The sequence below is a fragment of the Oceanobacillus salinisoli genome, from assembly GCF_009733865.1.
Classification (GTDB): Bacteria; Bacillota; Bacilli; order Bacillales; family Amphibacillaceae; genus Oceanobacillus; species Oceanobacillus salinisoli.
This window is the reverse complement of sequence record NZ_WOFB01000002.1, coordinates 130,909-149,416: the sequence shown is the minus strand read 5'-3', so window position 1 is coordinate 149,416 and position 18,508 is coordinate 130,909. Positions and strand designations below refer to the sequence as shown.

The 18,508-nt window shown below is 36.9% G+C and carries 15 protein-coding genes; 6 read left to right on the top strand and 9 right to left on the bottom strand.

Annotation, left to right across the window (positions count from 1 at the left end; all coding sequences use genetic code 11):
- Window positions 1–408 precede the first annotated feature (408 nt).
- From GMJ66_RS02535 to GMJ66_RS02525, 3 genes are all read right to left on the bottom strand, one after another.
- A complete protein-coding gene (locus GMJ66_RS02535; protein WP_156288773.1) occupies window positions 409–1,170 on the bottom strand; it encodes a (S)-benzoin forming benzil reductase in 762 nt (253 codons plus the stop codon).
- Between the two features lie 288 nt (window positions 1,171–1,458).
- A complete protein-coding gene (locus GMJ66_RS02530; protein ID WP_156288772.1) occupies window positions 1,459–2,829 on the bottom strand; it encodes a dipeptidase in 1,371 nt (456 codons plus the stop codon).
- 104 nt (window positions 2,830–2,933) lie between these two features.
- The gene (locus GMJ66_RS02525) at window positions 2,934–3,674 is read right to left on the bottom strand and encodes a YhcN/YlaJ family sporulation lipoprotein (RefSeq protein ID WP_231514793.1); all 741 of its coding nucleotides are present in this window, start codon (window positions 3,672–3,674) and stop codon (window positions 2,934–2,936) included.
- Window positions 3,675–3,845: 171 nt separating this feature from the next.
- On the opposite strand from GMJ66_RS02525, the gene GMJ66_RS02520 reads away from it, so the two are divergent.
- Window positions 3,846–4,079 (top strand): YhdB family protein, encoded by a 234-nt coding sequence (locus tag GMJ66_RS02520; protein WP_156288771.1) that lies wholly within the window; start codon window positions 3,846–3,848, stop codon window positions 4,077–4,079.
- A gap of 312 nt (window positions 4,080–4,391) precedes the next feature.
- On the opposite strand, the gene GMJ66_RS02515 is transcribed toward GMJ66_RS02520, so the two are convergent.
- The 3 genes from GMJ66_RS02515 to GMJ66_RS02505 all read right to left on the bottom strand — a co-directional run bounded on the left by GMJ66_RS02515 (window position 4,392) and on the right by GMJ66_RS02505 (window position 7,546).
- Window positions 4,392–5,528, bottom strand: coding sequence for an anti-sigma factor domain-containing protein (locus GMJ66_RS02515; RefSeq protein WP_156288770.1), 1,137 nt, complete (start codon window positions 5,526–5,528; stop codon window positions 4,392–4,394).
- Window positions 5,525–6,253 (bottom strand): RNA polymerase sigma factor SigI, encoded by a 729-nt coding sequence (gene sigI, locus GMJ66_RS02510; RefSeq protein ID WP_156288769.1) that lies wholly within the window; start codon window positions 6,251–6,253, stop codon window positions 5,525–5,527. The genes GMJ66_RS02515 and sigI overlap by 4 nt, the downstream gene beginning before the upstream one ends.
- A gap of 468 nt (window positions 6,254–6,721) precedes the next feature.
- Window positions 6,722–7,546, bottom strand: a complete 825-nt coding sequence (locus GMJ66_RS02505; protein ID WP_156288768.1) for a S1C family serine protease — start codon at window positions 7,544–7,546, stop codon at window positions 6,722–6,724.
- 360 nt (window positions 7,547–7,906) lie between these two features.
- On the opposite strand from GMJ66_RS02505, the gene GMJ66_RS02500 reads away from it, so the two are divergent.
- The 4 genes from GMJ66_RS02500 to GMJ66_RS02485 all read left to right on the top strand — a co-directional run bounded on the left by GMJ66_RS02500 (window position 7,907) and on the right by GMJ66_RS02485 (window position 12,411).
- Window positions 7,907–8,461 carry a beta-class carbonic anhydrase gene (locus GMJ66_RS02500; protein WP_156288767.1) on the top strand — a complete coding sequence of 185 codons (555 nt, stop codon included), beginning with the start codon at window positions 7,907–7,909 and terminating at the stop codon, window positions 8,459–8,461.
- A gap of 182 nt (window positions 8,462–8,643) precedes the next feature.
- Window positions 8,644–10,146, top strand: coding sequence for a spore germination protein (locus GMJ66_RS02495; protein WP_156288766.1), 1,503 nt, complete (start codon window positions 8,644–8,646; stop codon window positions 10,144–10,146).
- Window positions 10,147–10,154: 8 nt separating this feature from the next.
- On the top strand, window positions 10,155–11,276 hold the full coding sequence (locus GMJ66_RS02490) for a GerAB/ArcD/ProY family transporter (RefSeq protein ID WP_156288765.1): 1,122 nt from the start codon (window positions 10,155–10,157) through the stop codon (window positions 11,274–11,276).
- Window positions 11,266–12,411, top strand: coding sequence for a Ger(x)C family spore germination protein (locus GMJ66_RS02485; protein ID WP_156288764.1), 1,146 nt, complete (start codon window positions 11,266–11,268; stop codon window positions 12,409–12,411). Before GMJ66_RS02490 ends, GMJ66_RS02485 begins: the two co-directional genes overlap by 11 nt.
- A gap of 495 nt (window positions 12,412–12,906) precedes the next feature.
- On the opposite strand, the gene GMJ66_RS02480 is transcribed toward GMJ66_RS02485, so the two are convergent.
- A complete protein-coding gene (locus tag GMJ66_RS02480) occupies window positions 12,907–13,977 on the bottom strand; it encodes an undecaprenyldiphospho-muramoylpentapeptide beta-N-acetylglucosaminyltransferase (protein ID WP_156288763.1) in 1,071 nt (356 codons plus the stop codon).
- Between the two features lie 117 nt (window positions 13,978–14,094).
- Here GMJ66_RS02480 and GMJ66_RS02475 point away from each other — a divergent pair, with 117 nt between their 5' ends.
- A complete protein-coding gene (locus GMJ66_RS02475) occupies window positions 14,095–15,462 on the top strand; it encodes an MATE family efflux transporter (protein WP_156288762.1) in 1,368 nt (455 codons plus the stop codon).
- A gap of 58 nt (window positions 15,463–15,520) precedes the next feature.
- Here GMJ66_RS02475 and GMJ66_RS02470 read toward each other — a convergent pair whose 3' ends face one another.
- A complete protein-coding gene (locus GMJ66_RS02470; RefSeq protein ID WP_156288761.1) occupies window positions 15,521–16,711 on the bottom strand; it encodes a NupC/NupG family nucleoside CNT transporter in 1,191 nt (396 codons plus the stop codon).
- Window positions 16,712–16,952: 241 nt separating this feature from the next.
- Window positions 16,953–18,242: an NCS2 family permease gene (locus GMJ66_RS02465; protein ID WP_156288760.1), complete on the bottom strand. Its 1,290-nt coding sequence runs from the start codon at window positions 18,240–18,242 to the stop codon at window positions 16,953–16,955.
- Window positions 18,243–18,508: the final 266 nt, after the last annotated feature.

Genomic DNA, 18,508 nt, shown 5'->3' with positions numbered 1-18,508 from the left:
CTTCCTTTCTCAGCATAAAAATACGTTTCTTCTATATATAAATGCTTATTATTTCACGTAAGATAATAGTAGCCTTTTAAATTTTATCACAAACTTACACTTCCTGCAGAGGTTACGGTTTTCAATAATATATTCCTTTACCCCACTTGAATAACAACCTTAGCATACAGGCCGGTTCACAAGAAAAACATCTGTATATTTATAGTCTTGACAATAAAATTTATACTACCTTTTCATTTTTAGAAAAACTCGCATTCGCTCGTCGATTAGCGAATGGGTAGTTTTTCTTATACTTAGGACTTTAAAATTTTAGCTACGTCGAAAAACTCCTTTGCTAAAGTTTTATACTTTCCTTCCTAACGTGTAAAAAATACAGTGGGGGCTTTCCCCACTGTATTTTTTCATGCTTTAAAGATAATTTTTGATGCTGTATAATTTCCCATTAACGACATCCTCATCATTCAGTATATCGATAAGGACACCAGCTACATCCATCGGGCTGTTTAAATGATTTTCTTCTTTTAATTTCCGGTAGCGTTCAACATCAGAAAAAGCTTCCTTGTTGCTGGATCGAATTGTTTCCTGCATTTCTGTATCCATTACACCTGGGTCAAAGGCTATGACTTTATTTCCTGTATGTAACTCTTCCTGTTCCAATGCAACTGTTTCCGTATACATGTTCATACCTGCTTTCGTGGAACAATATGCACTCCAACCATATATAGCCCTTCTCGCTGCACCTGAGGTAACGATGACGGAGATCGCTTGAACCGCATCAAACTCCTGTGCTTCTTTTAAAAATAAGTTAGTCAACAACATCGGAGCAACCGTATTAATGTGAACATGCTGAACAAGTTCTTTTCGATTCACGTTCATCGCTTGATCAATCGGCCCTACTGCTGCAGCATTGTTTACGAGAAATACAGTAGAAAGCTCTTTTGTAAAAACCAATTCTTTTAATTCGTTAAAAGTACCTTCTACCTGCTCAGGATCACTTAAATCACAGCTGTAATGTTTGTAAATCTGATTATTTTCTTTTGCTATTCCGGGTAGATGGTGATTTTGGCTTCTGGATAAACCAATTACATTTACCCCTGATTCAAGAAGCAATTTTGCAATTCCCTCACCAAGCCCCCTGGACTCACCGGTAACAATGGCGAATTTTGACATACTTTACTCTCCTTTGTAGTACGTGTTCAATAAGAAGGATGAAAAGGACCGAGAAGTTCGAGGCGGCGAAGCTTTGAGTAGCGGGCCCCGAGCGTGGTGTGGTGACTTCTACGTTACCCACCGGACAAGGAACACTTCGTCAGCGATACATCGCACGCAGAAAAAGCGCTTTTCTTTTTAAAGGACGTGGGCGGTTTTAGTAGAAGGTCCCCTATAAGATGTGTCCTTTTCACCGGACTTTTTGAACATCCTCTTATACATAACTTTGCAATCTGGCTGTTTCTTTACTTATACTTTTGTCACTTTATCCCAATAATAAACCAACGTTTCCATTCCTTTATCAAAACTATCTAGCGGAAAGCTTTCATTTGGTGAGTGTAGGCGATCTTCTGGTGTTCCGAAGCCTAATAAAACGATTGGAATATTATAAATCGCTTCTATCCATTCTACAACTGGGATGGAACCACCCATCCGAATATATACGGTTTCTTTACCAAACGCTTTTGTATAACTCTCTGCAGCTGTTTTAATAAGTGGATGATTTGGTTCCACTTTATATGCTTTAGCAGATAATTTTTCTTTTTTCACTTTAACCGTTACGCCTTTTGGTACGACTTTCTCGACATGCTTCTCCAGTAATTCCTGAATGTTTTCAGGATCCTGCCCAGGAACTAAACGGCAAGTAACTTTTGCAGTCGCAGATGTAGGAATAATCGTCTTTGTTCCTTCTCCCTGATAACCTCCATAAATTCCATTAACCTCAAATGTCGGACGTCCCATCGTATGCTCTTTTGGTGTATAGCCTTTTTCTGAGACAGTTTCTGGAATACCGGTCGATTGGGCAAAATCTTCACTTGGAACTTCAGCAATTAATTTTCGCTCTTCTTCTGTTAAAGGCTCCACATCGTCATAAAAACCTTTAACTGTGACTACTTCATCCACATTTTTCATCGATGACAAAATATGACTCAATGCCATAATCGGATTTCGAACAGCACCACCATACATGCCTGAGTGCAAGTCATGATCTGGACCAGTTACCGTAATTTCAATACCGGTAAATCCTTTTAATCCATAAAGGATTGTCGGCTGATTTTTGGCAACCATCCCTGAATCTGAGATCACGGCAAAATCTGCTTGAAATTTCCCTTTTTTCTTATGTAAAACATCATAAAGGTTCTCACTTCCGATTTCTTCCTCCCCTTCAATACATACTTTTACATTGAGAGGAAGTTTTCCTTCTGTTTTCATATATGCTTCAAAAACAGCTAAATGCATGAACACTTGTCCCTTGTCATCACTAGAACCACGTGCATACAATCGCCCGTCTCTTATTTCCGGTTGAAATGGATCACTTTGCCACTTATCAATTGGATCTACAGGCTGCACATCATAATGGCCGTAAAACAAAACCGTTGGTGCATCTGGTCCTGCTCCATTATATTCAGCATACACCAATGGATGCCCACCAGTTTGCTGCTTTTCCACATTTTCAAAATTAATATCTTGTAAATATGTAACAAGGAAATCAGCTGCTTTGTCGACATCCTCTTTATGAACACTATCCGTGCTTACACTTGGGATGGATAAAAACTCATTTAGTTTTTCCAATAGTGCAACTCGATGTTCTTTTAAATAAGCTAAGGCATTTTCACTCATATATCTTTCCTCCAATTCCTTTTCCTTTCTATTCTAGCATATAATGTTTCCAACGTGGAAAAACAAGCGAGCACCTCATGTAGTATGAGTTGCCCGCCTAAAAACTATCTCGTTTGATTTTGTGGAGATAGACGCTCAACCATATTGTTGAACTGGTCAAAGAAGCCTTCAATCGGTTCTCCACGGTTCACGTCATTCACATAGTTGTTTGTTAAATCAAAAAAGTCAGGATTAGTGGATATATAAACATTGTCAATATTATTATCAACAGATTGTACAATATCCGCAATTTCATCTTTTACATCTTCTGATAATTCATCATCAAATCTGTTTTGGTTATTTCGATTGTTGTTACGATTATTCTGATCTCCTCTATCTGTATCAAGCTCAGCTGCAACATATGCATTGTTTTCAGTTGTTAACACATAAACATTGTCAATTTCTTCCACTCGGTCAGAAATTCTGTCAGCAGCTTCAGAAGAAACTTCATAACGATTTTCATTTCTATTGTCAGTAACACGGTTAATGTTATTGTTATTGTTATTGTTCATTCGATTGTAAAAATTATTGTTTGTACGATTATCATTTGCACGGTTTACGTTATCTGTACGGGTATTTGGATCCATTGTCCGATTGTTAATATTACGTGTATCACGATTTTGGAAATTATCCGCATCTCGCTGCATCGTATAATTTCGAACATTTGTCATCCCGTCGCCAGTGTTGGTATCATATCTTGGTTGATCCATAGTACCGTTTGGAGCAGCACCTTGATCTGCCGCTTGACAGCCACCTGCTAAAGCTAAAGTAACAACAATTGCTCCAGATACAAGCTTTTTCTTCAACTTTTTAACCTCCTTTTTTTGTGAATCTGGTCATAGTATGTTTCATCAAAAACACATTATGCGATAAGGAAGTGAGCCTATTTATGGTAATCACACCAAAAAAGTTTTGCACATGTAATAGTAAAAACGGGGACAATATGAAATGACCCTTTAATTATAAGGAGGGGAAAAATGATTCCGGATTACGACAAAGCACTTTACTATACGCTTTGGGGGCAATGGGATGATTTGCTTGTATTAATGGTTCGAACAAAAGATGACTTACTTTCCAAAAAGATTCAACAATTTCTTCACTCGTACAACTATTCCCTTGATCAGCAAAAAATTATTGAGTCCCATGACAGCCTTCTTTACTATATTGACCATGCAATGAAGCAAACACCAGCTGTTACCATGGAAATGTAAATAAATAAAAAAGGAAGCAACCAATTGGCTGCTTCCTTTTTTCTACATACTATTAGTGCGTGTTCAAAAAGGAGGAGGAAAAGGACCGAGAAGTTCGAGGCGGCAAAGCTTTGAGTAGCGGGCCCCGAGCGTGGTGTGGTGACTTCTACGTTGCCCACAGGACAAGGAACTCTTCGTCAGCGATACATCGCACACAGAAAAAGTGCTTTTCTTTTTCAAGGACGTGGGCGGTTTTAGTAGAAGGTCCCCTATATAGATGTGTCCTTTTCACCGTACTTTTTGAACATCCTCTATTAATTAAAATTATATCAATTAATGTTTATTATTGCCGTTTCCTTGGTTAGAATTACCGTTATTCCCGTTCTTATCCTTGTTTTCTTTATTTCCTTTATTACCATTATTTTCCTTTTTGTTGCTTGATTGGGAACTGTTATTTTTACGTTCTGCACTTTTTCCATTGGATTGGATTTCGCCATTTTTGCTTTTCAATTCACTTGGATGTGATTCGCTCGTTGATTTTCCGCTTGTATTAACGGATTTTTTATTTGGCTCCGAATTCTTTTTTTCCTTACCTATTACTGGTTGGGCTTCTTCCTCTTCCTGTTCCGGCTCACTTGCTTCATTCAAGTTGGTTTCTGCCGCTTCTTCTTTGCTTTCATTTTGACTGTCGGATTCTTCGGCTTCCTCTTCTTCAGCAGGATCGGTAATATTATAAAAAGAATCAATAATTTCAATTTCCTCATCATCTAATATAAAATCATCTGTCCATTCATTTAATGAAACATAGTCATCACTGGCAACTGTTGATGCCATAATCTCATTCATGGATGTGTTCTGTTCATCAGCCAACTCCCGAATGTCTTTTGGCACATTAAATGCAGCAATATTCCAATCGGGTTCCCTTACTTTAAAATGACTTTCAATATTTTGAAGAATCTCCTCGTTGTTCGCCATTTCATCATTTAAAAAACTGACGCCAACCAGAATATTTTTTTCACTATTAATAAGTCCAATTTCTTCACTTTTTTCCATAATCATTTGGATAACGGTTTCCAGGTTTTTTTCTTCATAATTGTTCAACTCTTTTGTTACATTGGATGCATCGTCATTCATTGGGCGAATATCACGCACTAGATAATTATCATCAATTTCTAATTCAATGCTCGGATTAATATCAATCGTTACATATGCATAGGTTTCATTCGCTCCTGAAATAAGATAAAAAGGAAGAAGTAATAATATGAGTATACAAGCCATAGACAGCACTTGAGCTGGCGCATGTTTGCGCCTGCCTTTCGCAAAAAATAATGACTTTCTGGAATGAATAGGCTCAAAGTATACTTCTTCACCTATTTGTCCACCCTCGGCTTTGCCCTTTTCGAAAGCACCGTCTTTCGTCATTAGGATGGTATAATTTCGATGTTGTTCAAGAATAATTCCTTTTTTCACTGACCCACACCCTTAAGATAGTCCTTTAAATAAATAAATTCTTCACTCAAGACAATAAAAATTGCTAAGATGAACTTTCTATTACGTTCCAATGTTTTTTTGCTGACCTCTACTTTTTTAGTCAGATTTTTAATTGGCAGTTTCTTTTTTTCCAAAACATATTGGCGTAATTCCTCATCTTCATACAGCACTCGAGCAGTTTGAATGGCTGACTCCCGCGCATCTTTATGTTTTGGAGATACTTCTGTCAGCTCCGTCAAACTTAATTTGTACTCCGATAATTTTTCCTTGAATTCCGCAATTTCTTCTCTTAAGAGGACCGTATTTTGGTTTTCTTGATATTTTTCCTTGGCAACCCGAATTTCAGTTGGATTTTCCATTTGAACGTCATCATAATTTTCATCAAGAGAAACTGCTTTGATTACTTTTTGATTAGAACGAATATAATCAATCACTTTTCGTTTTATAACTAATTTAGCAAATGGTAAAAATGAGCTGCCTTTTTCACGGGAATAAGAAAATATTGCTTCATTAAATGCGGATAACCCAATGCTAAATTCGTCATCATGTTTAGGATTGATATACCGTTTACAAACCTCGGAGACACATTTTGCAATAAATGGCTGATACGTCTTCAGTAAATAATTATGTACTGAAGTATCTCCATTCTGAGCAGAAATAACCATTTGTTCAAGGGGCTTTTCTTTTATAGATTTAGTTATCATTACACAGGATGCCCCCTGACAATATAAGTTTCGATTTATTAGAACCCTTTTTGGGTGTAGTTTTTGCGTTTTTACTATATATATTATGAATAAAATGAAAAGTTAACATGGATTCCACCATCTTCTTTAAAATACTTCGACATTTTTCTATCGAATAAGACACATTCTATCGTAACGCAACAAAAGCTAGGTTGCTATCTCAAAAGTATTACATTTTATTTAAATATCGGTTACTGAAATCTATTAGATGAGGGATAAATCTCTAACATCTAATAAAGTGAATCTTCAATCAGTGGGTTTTTTTCATCCCCCAGTGATTGTTAGTACCACAAGGAGAGACACCCAGGCCTCTGAACGAATCAGGAGTTTACTGGCTGCCCGCCCCCCACTTATAATTCTTGAAGTATCTCGAATTCTTGAAGTAGGGATCTTACAGCTAGTTAATCACGTTATAAAGAGATCATGAAATTAATTTTTGGATGAGTGATATTCATAAAACAAATCAATTGGCACAAACAGTCCAACTTTCCCATGTATATCATGGTTTAAGGTTGCAAATATGACACCTATTACTTCCCCATTATGATTAATAATTGGACTTCCACTATTTCCGCGATAGACTGGCGCCTCAATCATCACTACTTGTTCCTTCCAATTCCTTAATTCTGTAGATCCAATAATATTTCCTTCATTGGCAATTCCGTTAAAACGCAGAGGGTTTCCAATAAAATAGATAGGTTCACCAGCTTCAAAGGAGGCCTCTTCAGATAAGGTCAGATGTGGCAAGTCCTCCTCCTCTACTTGAAGGATTGCTAAATCTATCGATGGATACGTTTCTACAACTTCCGCTTCAAACAAACCATCGTCAGGGAAAGCAACAACAATTCCGTTCTCGTCTTCAATGACATGATGATTCGTCAAAATCGTACCATCATTTGAAATAGAAAAACCTGTTCCCTTGCTGTCCTGAGTTTCAACAACAACGACTGCTTTTTTATACGCTTGAATATCCTCATCTAATGTCAATCTTGCCGACGTCTTCAAAAAGTCGATGGCAGGAATGGAAAATGTTTGAGGAATCAGTGCAAAAACATTAATAAATAATGCGATAGCAATTAGCCAAAACGCCCATTTCGGAAATGGGCGTTTGGGAGGTGTATCTTTTTTATTCATTGCCTTTTCCAGAGCTTTCCTTCGCTCTTCCTGAACCAATTCATAAAGTTCCTCATCATCAAACTCTTCGTATAGATCTTCATCGATAATATCTGGTTTACGATCATTTTTCTTGTCCATCATGCGTCACCCCGCGCACTATATCAGATTCAACATACAGGAATAACTAAACGGCTCTTCCGTTTATTATACCTTACTCATTTGGCATATTAGATAATATCACCAATTAGTGATTCGTGATTGCCTTATTAAATTATTGTACCATGATTTATCCAAAAATCGTATCTGATTGCTGAATGAATGATAAGAAGTTAATTAGCAATAATTTGTACCGTTTTAAAAAACATCATTTGATCCTGAAGAATTATCATTCCCGTACGAAACTAATAAGATGAAAACTGAAAAAATTAAAATTTTCAAAATGACAAAATCATCTATTCCTGCTATTATGGTAAAAAAGTAAGGAATGGAGTTGATATCATGCATTTAGATGAAATGTTGGAATTTAACAAACAATTCATAGCCCAAAAAGAGTATGAAGCTTATCAAACGGATACATACCCAAATAAACGTATGGTGATATTTACTTGTATGGATTCCCGTCTCATTGAATTGCTTAATGAAGCATTAAACATTAAAAATGGTGATGTTAAGATGGTTAAGAATGCTGGAGCCATTATACGGGATCCATTCGATAGTGTGATGAAAAGTATTTTAGTAGCAATCTATAACCTAAAAGCAGATGAAGTAGTGGTTATCGGTCATCATGATTGTGGAATGTCACAAGTGGATACCGATTCCTTGTCCGCTAATATGATAGAACGTGGGGTTGCTCAAGAAACAATTGAAGCGTTAGAACATGCAGGAATCAATTTGAGTGATGAATTCAAAGGCTTTCATAATGTAGAAGAATCGGTTGCACAAAGTGTAGACATTATCCGTAATCATCCATTACTTCCGGATGGAATTAAAGTACATGGCCTTGTTATTGACCCGGGTACAGGAAAAGTAGATGTTGTTACAAGAGAAGACTAAATAATGAAATACATCCAAATTCATCAAAAGAGTACTCCCACTTCTGATTGCTCAATGAACGGATGAAATGACAAGTTTTAACTACCACAAAATTGTGGTAGTTTTTTATTTTTACACTAAATATTTTTCCTTTAGCTTCGCATACTAAAAAAATAAACCAGTAATATGCGGAGGATTATCGAATGAACAGAAGGAAAAAAACAGGAAAAGGCAATATCTTCCCATTACAAATAGAGGATTTGGAATCACTTCTAAAGTCTAAGTTTAAGAACAATCCAGATTTAAGTTTTACAACGTATGAACGGAAAAATGAAAAGGTAGCAGTATTTTATATCGATTATCAGGTAGAAGCAGATAAAGTAGAGGACTTCTTATTAGAACCATTATTAGGAGAAAAAATAGAATGGACAAATGATTCCATTCTGAATGAAATACCATTAAGCTCTGGTAAAACCTATGAAAAACTGGATGATATTCTGAAAAACCTTTTAATTGGTGCGGTCTTTATTTACTGTGAAAGTGAAAAGTCCGTTGTATCTTATTTATTGTCCAAAAAAGAGAATCGCTCTTTGCAACAATCAGAAACGGAATCGTTAGTACTAGGTCCCAAAATTGGCTTCACGGAGTCGATGACGACCAATTTAAACATCATTCGCTGGAGTGTTCGGTCTGAAGATCTTGTTTTGGAAAAGTATATAATTGGAAAAAGAGAACCCCGTGAAGTACGGCTCATTTATTTAAAATCGATTGCCAATGAGACTGATATCAATACGATGCGTCAAAGATTACAGGAACTAGATGTGGATGTGGTGGATGATAGTGCTGTATTAATGCAATATATTGAAGACTCTACAACGACTATTTTCCCTCAATTTTTCACAACGGAATTGCCGGATCGTTTTAGCTATAACATTAATAGAGGGAAACTTGGTGTACTAGTCGAAAACAGTCCAACCGCCATCATTGCACCGTCTACTTTTTTTAGTTTTTTTGAATCAACCGAAGACCTTTATATGCGCTGGAATGTTGGAACATTTCTAAGGGTACTAAGATATCTATCATTTTTTCTTTCTACATTACTAACCCCACTTTATGTGGCAGCAGTTACATTTCATTATGAAATTATTCCAACTCCATTATTAATTAATCTCGGACAGTCTCGGGCTGCGGTACCATTCCCACCAATACTCGAGGCCTTATTTCTTGAGCTTATGATTGAATTGCTGCGGGAGTCAGGGGCGAGACTGCCAACTAAGGTTGGGCAGACCATTGGTATTGTTGGTGGTGTAGTTGTTGGAACAGCAGCAGTGGAAGCAGGGGTTACAAGTAATGTGCTCATTATCTTTGTTGCTTTAAGTGCATTAGCATCCTTTACGGCTCCCAACTATTTAATGGGTACTACTGTTCGGATTTTACGGTTTCCGATGATTATATTAGGGGGATTGTTAGGGATTGTTGGCATTTTCTTTGGTGCTAGTCTACTGATTATTCATTTACTAAGACTAACATCTCTTGGCAGGCCATATCTTTCACCTATCTACCCTCTTGTAGTAGAGGATTTTAATAAAGTATTGTATCGTTTACCGAATCAGTTTCAAAATCAGCGGTTTAAGTCCTATCGTCCAAAAGATTTACAGCGGTACGCAAATAAAGATGCCAAAGAGAAGAAAGATATCGATGAGTAGGTGATTATATGGAAATAAATGTTAAAACAAGGAAAAACTTGCAAATCCGTGCATTTTATCTATTCTTTATTGTCACCTCTCTTCAATTAGGAGTCGGTATCATTGGTGCTCCAAAACTGATTTATTTAGAAGCACTTCAGGATGCCTGGATTTCTATCTTAATTGCGTTTATATACATTATTGTTGTAATCGCTGTTATGTTTATCATTCTTAATCAATACGAAAATGCAGATATATATGGTATCCAAGTAGATATTTTTGGAACATTTCTTGGTAAATTGCTTGGCACGATTTATATTCTGCATTTCGCAATTAGTTTTTTTTCCATATTAATTACTTATATAGAAATAATTAGAGTATATATGTTTCCCGCAATAAGCAATATAGCAATCGGTTTTCTACTGCTCAGCCTTGTCGTATACAGTGTATTAGGCGGATTTCGTGTAATGGTCGGAGTTTGTACGCTATTTTTCATTTTTTCACATTGGATTGTCTTTCTGCTCGTTCATCCTTTTACACAAATGGATATTACGCATTTACAGCCCATGTTTGTTTCCTCCTTTCCTGAGTTATTAAGTGGAGCAAAAACAACTTCGTACACGTTCATGGGCTTTGAAATTCTCCTGCTTGTTTATCCCTTTATACAAAATAAAAAGAAGGCAAGATTTCCTGCCTTCTTAGCTATCAGCTGGACCACTTTTTTGGTTTTATTAACTACAATCATTGTCATTGGCTATTTTAGCTATCAGCAAATAGCCAGGAGGGAATGGGTGTTACTCGGTCTCTTTAAAATTCAGAATTTAACCTTTATCGAAAGATTTGACTATATTGTCGTTGCCCAATGGATGATGATTATCCTGCCAAATCTTATTTTTCTCATGTGGGGGATTACATTTGGAATGAAGCGAATGTATCAAATACGGCAAAAAACAACCTTGTATGTTTCGGCTGTTATCTTTTTAGTTGCATCCATATTTTTCGATAAACATTTTGTTATTCAGAATTTAATTGATTTTTCTGCCCGCTATGGTTTTTGGCTCGTTTATGTTTATCCATTTGTGTTATTGCCCTTAGTTTTATTAAAAAAATATCGGCGCAACAAAAAGGCAGGTGAAAGCCATGAAAAATAAAAGTCTAGCAATTATAATAGTCTGTATTCTAGTGCTTACTTCATGTATTCCGACAAATAATATTGAAGAATTAGCCATTATTACTGCAAGAGGAGTAGACCGTATAGAAGATAACCGAGTAGAAACAGTATTAAATGTTGCCCGATTTGATCCACAAACGCAAAACATCTTTGCCACCGTTTCGGGAACCGGAAACACGGTCAAAGGAGCGCGGGAAGATGCAGGAAATCGACTAAACTATGAATTGAAAGAGGGACAAATTGATGTGGAATTATATGGAAATGAAGCTGCAAAACAAGGAATATTCCCTTATATAGGGGGGTTAATCCGTGATGCCCGTGTATCCGATACGATGAAGTTGGTAATCAGCAATACGACAGCTAAGGAAATTCTGGAATTTGAATTAGAACAAGGAATAGCCATCGGAGAATATTTAGCTGACCTTATAGAGATAGAAGTTGATGAAGGTGCCCTTCCATCCTCTACTTTACAGGATTTTACGAGAAGAGGGGCTACGATAGGTCAAGATGCTGCTCTGACACTTATTGATATAAAAGAAGATAAACCTTCCATCGTAGGCATGGCTGTATTGCAGGATGATCGATACGTACTGGAGATATCTACACATGAAGGCTTTTTACTGAATCTTTTTCTTAATCAAATAAGAAATACACCGATAGAACTTACTTTACCATTAGAACCCTTTCAGGAGTATATAGAAAAAATAGGAACTACTGAAAGGGAGAGAGATGAAAGGGAAACTTTCTCTATTCAATTAACTGGCGAACACGGAAACAGCAAGACCAAAGTTAAAAATTTAGAAGAACTTAAGTTTCAGACTGATATATATTTAGATCTTGAAATAGCAGAAATATCTCAGCCTATTAGCATTAAAGACAAAAAAGCCTCAGACCTCTTAGAAAAAGAAATGGAAAAAAAGATTCAGCAGCAATTTGAAGAGCTACTGAAAAAGACACAGGAAGTTAATGCCGATCCCTTTGGTTTTGGGAAAATATATCGGGCAAACAAAGAAGATGGAAGAATAACACCTGAAGAATGGCGAGAGAAGTATCCAAATATAAATGTAGAATTTAATGTTAATGTGAAGCTCATGCATACCGGAACCGTTCAGTAATGTCGAACAAAAAGGAGTCTATCTAAATTTAGATAGCTCCTCTTTTAGCTGACAATTGTAAATTTCAAATATCATGTTATGATGTTTATAATTCACGATACGGCTATTCCCACAGAAGTCTACGTATTCTGTCGTGCCCACGAACCGTAAGTATTCTGCCGGAGCGAATACAAGCACGCTATTATCATCAGAAAAAATGTTCTTTAATCTAATCAAACACCGCTAGTAACACACAGGTAGAAAATTGAAAGTTCAAAACCAGCGGAGGAAATACACGGAGACTCCTGCGGGAACAGACACCAGAGTGAGACCCCCAAAGATGCGTCAGCTTGAGAAGGCTCACGGGTCGCCCTAAGGTGTGCGTAGTGTATTTCCGTAGCAGTAAATTAAGCTCCAATATCATCTAAAGTTAGTTCGCAGTTTATAAGTTTATATCAAATATGGAACAACATTTTCCCGTAAAAAGCAATAATATTTTAAAAACAGCCTATGATTTTATTTACTAACTTCTCTTATAATTTCAATCACCCGGTCACGTGCTTTTTCACTTTTAAATTCTTTCATTTTATCCAGCATAACAGGGGCAACATCCTTCAAACGAGTAAGTTCTTTCACTAGCTTTTTATTCGCTAATTCTTCTTCCTCCAGCACCCGGGCATAATTTTTGCTGGCAAATGATTCGGCATTAATAATTTGGTCTCCTCTACTCGCTTCTCTGGATAACGGAATGAGGAGCATCGGGATACGCAATGCCAAAAATTCAAATATCGCATTGGATCCTGCACGTGACATGACATAATCCGTGGCAGCAAATACATCCTTTAATTCTTCATTCACATATTCAAATTGAACATATCCTTTTTCCGAAATGCTTTCATCCACTTTTCCTTTCCCACAAATATGAATAACTTGAAAAGTAGATAAAATTTCAGGCAAACTGTTTCTGACGGTTTCATTTATTTTTTGTGAACCACCGCTTCCACCCATAATAAGCAGAACTGGCTTTTCTTTCGTTAATCCGGCAAATTTTAACCCTTTTTCCCTATTCCCTTTAAAAAGCTCTTCCCGAATGACCGCACCAACATACTCTGATTTCTGTTCAGGAAGATATTGAAGTGTTTCCGGAAATGTGGCAATTACTTTTTTCGAAAAAGGAATCGACAATTTATTAGCAAGTCCTGGTGTAAAATCTGACTCATGAATAACAGATGGAACACCGCGAAGTTTCGCAGCTGCTACAACTGGCACAGAAACAAACCCACCTTTTGAAAATACAACAGATGGTTTGCGTTTTCCGATGATGCGATACGCTTGCATGGTGCCTTTTAATACTTTAAAAGGATCTTTTAAATTTTCTTTTGAGAGATATCTGCGCAATTTCCCAGTCGATATTGGATGGTAGGTTACCCCTTCTAACTGACTAATTAAATCGCGTTCAATTCCATTATAGGATCCAATGTAATCAATCTCCCAGCCCTTTTCCTGGTAAACTGGAATTAAGGCTAAGTTAACAATGACATGCCCTGCTGTTCCACCACCAGTAAATAGAATTCGTTTCGTATTCATGTTATGTACGTCCTTTCTTTCCCAAATCAATATTTTACGTTATAATTACTTTTATGCTTCTCTATCCATCCCTTCTTTTATCCTATTAAAAGTATATAAAAAAAGGAAGACTTTATTATGTATGAGACATCATCATTAAGAGAAAAATTAAAGCTATTTGCACTCATATTGTTTCCAATCCTAATTACTCAAGTTGGTATCTATTTAATGAATTTCTTTGATACCGTCATGTCAGGTCGTGCAGGAGCTGCAGATTTAGCTGGTGTTGCCATTGGCTCCAGTCTTTGGGTCCCCATTTTAACAGCAATAAATGGAATTCTCCTAGCGATAACACCTATTATAGCGCAAATTACAGGCGCACGTGCAAATCATCTCGTTCCCAAAAAAATCCAGCAAAGTATTTATTTATCTATTGCCCTGGGACTGGTAGTTATTATCATTGGCGGATTTGCCATTAACCCTGTGTTAAACCTAATGGATCTGGAACCAGAGGTGTTTCGCATTGCTAAATACTATCTTATTACACTTGGAATTGGAATTATACCGTTGTTTGTATATAACACGCTCCGTAATTTTATGGATTCCCTTGGACAAACACGGATTTCGATGGGGATAATTTTAGTATCTCTTCCGATTAATATCTTATTGAATTACATTTTCATTTTTGGTAAATTTGGGGTTCCTGCATTTGGTGGAATTGGTGCAGGGATTGCGACAGCAGGGACTTACTGGTTTGTTTGCTTTATTACTATATTGGTTACCCATAAGGTTTATCCGTTTAGCGAATATAACATTTTATCAAATTGGACCTTCCCACATATCAGTAACTGGTGGGAACAGTTAAAAATTGGGATGCCAATTGGTTTTGCCATGTTTTTTGAAACGAGTGTATTCTCAGCAGTAACCATTTTAATGAGTGTATATAGTACCTTTACCATTGCTGCGCACCAGGCAGCCATGAATTTCGCTTCGCTTTTATATATGATTCCGCTTAGTGTTGGCATGGCTTTAACGATTCCAATTGGTTTTGAAGTCGGTGCCAAACGTTATAAAGAGGCGCGGACGTATGCCTACATTGGAATCAGTGGTTCGATTTTTATCGCCATTCTAAACGGTGCTCTGTTATATCTTCTAAGAGAACCCGTTGCCACCTTATACAACACCAATCCGGATGTAATTGAACTAACCACTCAATTTATCATCTTTGCTATCTTTTATCAGTTAGCAGACGCCTTTGGTGCACCTATTCAAGGCGCCCTTCGTGGGTATAAGGATGTAAATATGACATTGGTTATTGCGCTTGTATCTTACTGGCTTATTGGTTTACCGTCAGGATGGTTATTAGCTAACTATACTTCTCTTGGACCTTTTGGTTACTGGGTAGGAATTACGGTTGGCCTAAGCTGTGGTGCCGCCGCATTGCTTTGGAGAATGTTCGCCTTGCAAAGAAAATACAACCAATTAAATCATGACTCATCTGCATAGATAAATGTAGATAAGTTTTTATATAGCAAAACCGAGGTAATAAACCTCGGTCCTCCCTTTATCTTATGAAAAGACCTGCAAATGTTGCAGATAAGACGGAAGCTAATATCGCATTAAATAACAGTTTCATTCCAAAACCAGACACAATCGACGCTTTTTTATCATCAATTCCCTTCACTGCTCCTGCAATAATCCCAATGGATGAGAAATTCGCAAAACTAGTTAAGAAAACTGTCACAATTCCAATCGTTTTTTCAGACATATGTTCAAGCATCGGCTGGAACTCAAGCATTGCTACAAATTCATTGGTAACAATTTTAGTCCCCATTACAGCCCCTGCTTCAATAACCTCATTCGCTGGAATACCCATAAGAATGGCAATCGGGGCTAAAATATAGCCTAAAATCTGCTGTAAAGTTACCCCGGCAAAGACTAATTGAACGAGCCAATTGACTAATTCCAATGCTGCGATAAAGGCGATTAGCATGGATGCAACAATCAGGGCAATTTTTCCACCTTCTAAGGCACCATTTCCCATTGCCTCAAAAATACTCCGGTCATCGGTTACATCTTTTATATCCACTTGGTCATCTTCTTTGGCAACATCAACAGGAGCCATAATAGAACCGACAATTAGTGCACTGAACATATTTAGTGGCAGTGCCACCAAAATATACTCTGCCGGCAGCATCAGGATATAAGCACCGACAATAGATGCGGATACAGAACTCATCGCAGAAGCACATACAATAAATAAACGGTTATCATGTAAATAATGAAATTGGGAACGGATTGCAATAATAGCTTCTGACTGCCCAAAAAAGATACTATTGACGGCATTAAATGATTCAATTCTTGGCAGGCCAGTAATTTTTGAAATAAATCCACCAATATATTTGATAATGGTCGGAAGTATACGCAAATAAGTTAATACCGATAATAGGGTTGCGAAGAAAATGATAAGCAGTAGCACGTTAAAGAAGAACACGCCACCTTCTTCAACCATAAAGCCTCCGACTACAAAATTAATTCCCTCTGTACCAAATTCAATCAGTTTATTAAACATGGCGGAAATCGCACGAATGATTGCTGCACCAATTTCAGTTTTGAACATAAACCAGGTGATCAGTATTTGGAATAAAAGCATAATACCGACACCTTTAAAGTTAATCAGTTTTTTGTTGTTTGACATCAGATAAGCAAGTCCTAAAACGATAATGATTGCTAAGATGCCTAGTAAAATATCCACATTTGTTCCTCCCTATAAAATTTCTTCGCATCATTTATTTTAGTTATACCCTTTAAGGAGATATTTAACATAAAAACATAGAGCGAACTAAGGAATTAAGTTTAAACTCCTTACCAAAAATTATGATTGTAACAAAAATTAGAAAGACTGTCCTTAATAAAGTGTTTATCGATTTTAGTAGTTAGAAAAACTCACATTCGGTCGTCCTTTAGCGAATGTAAGTTTTTCTTAAACTCTAAAATTAATGCATTGGGAAGAAAATCATCTGAATTAAGAAAATAAACCCGAATACATAAATAATCCAATGCACATCTTTTCCTTTTCCACTTACTAATTTTAGTAATGGATAGGTTATGAATCCAATTGCAATACCTGTTGCAATACTGGACGTAAATGGCATAGCTAATATAACTGCAAAAGCTGGAAATGCTTCTTCAAATGCCTTCCAGTTAATTCGCGCTAAACCTTCCATCATGAAGCATCCAACAATAATTAGTACTGGTGAGGTAATCGCTGGAATTCCGGCTATTACCTGAATGATTGGAGTAAAGAAAATCGAAACAATGAATAATACAGCCACAGTTAGTGATGTTAAACCAGTTCTTCCCCCTGCCGCAACCCCTGATGATGATTCGATATACGCTGTTGATGGACTAGTTCCAAACATAGAACCCACTGTTGTTGCCGTCGCATCGGATAATAATGCTTCTTTTGCACGCGGCATTTTTCCATCTTTCATAAACCCTGCTTGTTCAGCTACGCCAATCATCGTTCCAGTTGTATCAAATAATGTTACTAAAAGAAACGCAAATACAACTGTAAACAGACCATTTGAAAACACTCCAGCAATATCCATATCCAAAAACACTGGTGCTGGAGGTGCTGCTACTACACCTTCAAACTGTAATTGCCCCGTAAAAAAAGCTATAATCCCCGTTGCTGCCATACCAAAAAATAAAGCACCTTGTACTTTCGACACATACAATATTAGCGTAATAAACAAACCAACAACCGTTAATATGATTATTGGGTCTGTTATATCTCCTAATCCAACAATATTTGCTTCATCGGGAACAACAATACCAGCATTTCGCAGGCCAACAAATGCTATAAATAATCCAATACCAGAAGTAATTCCATATTTTAAAGAAGCTGGAATTGCAAAGATTAAAGTTTCCCGCAGCTTAGTAAATGATAATAATATAAATAAAATACCAGCCAAAAATACTGCACCAAAAACAACTTGGTAGGATAATCCTTGCGTCGCAACGACACTGGCAAAGTATGCATTTAATCCCATACCAGGTGCAATTGCAATCGGATAGTTAGCAAATAGACCCATTAACAAACACCCAACCACTGCAGAAATAACCGTTGCCATAAAAACCTGTTCAAACGGAACCCCTGCCCCATACAGAATTGCAGGGTTTACCACAACAATATAAGCCATCGTTAAGAATGTCGTAATCCCTGCCGTCATTTCTGTTCGGATATTTGTATTATTCTGTTTTAATTTAAAGAAGTTATCCATTACAAACACCATTCTTTCCTTATTATTTAACCAACATTTACTATATTATTCGTTTATAGGGGGATTTTCAATACATTTGTAGAAGGATTAGTGAAAGATGTAGACATTTGTCCGTAACTCCGGATACAGATAAAAGGATCTTTTTGGGTTATATACTCTCCACCTCACTTTTGGGGCTCCCTTATCACTTAAGGCCTTCCTGTAACCTTTTCAAAGCATACAAAAACCCCGTACAGACCTCTCAGCCAATACGGGGTTGTGCTTTC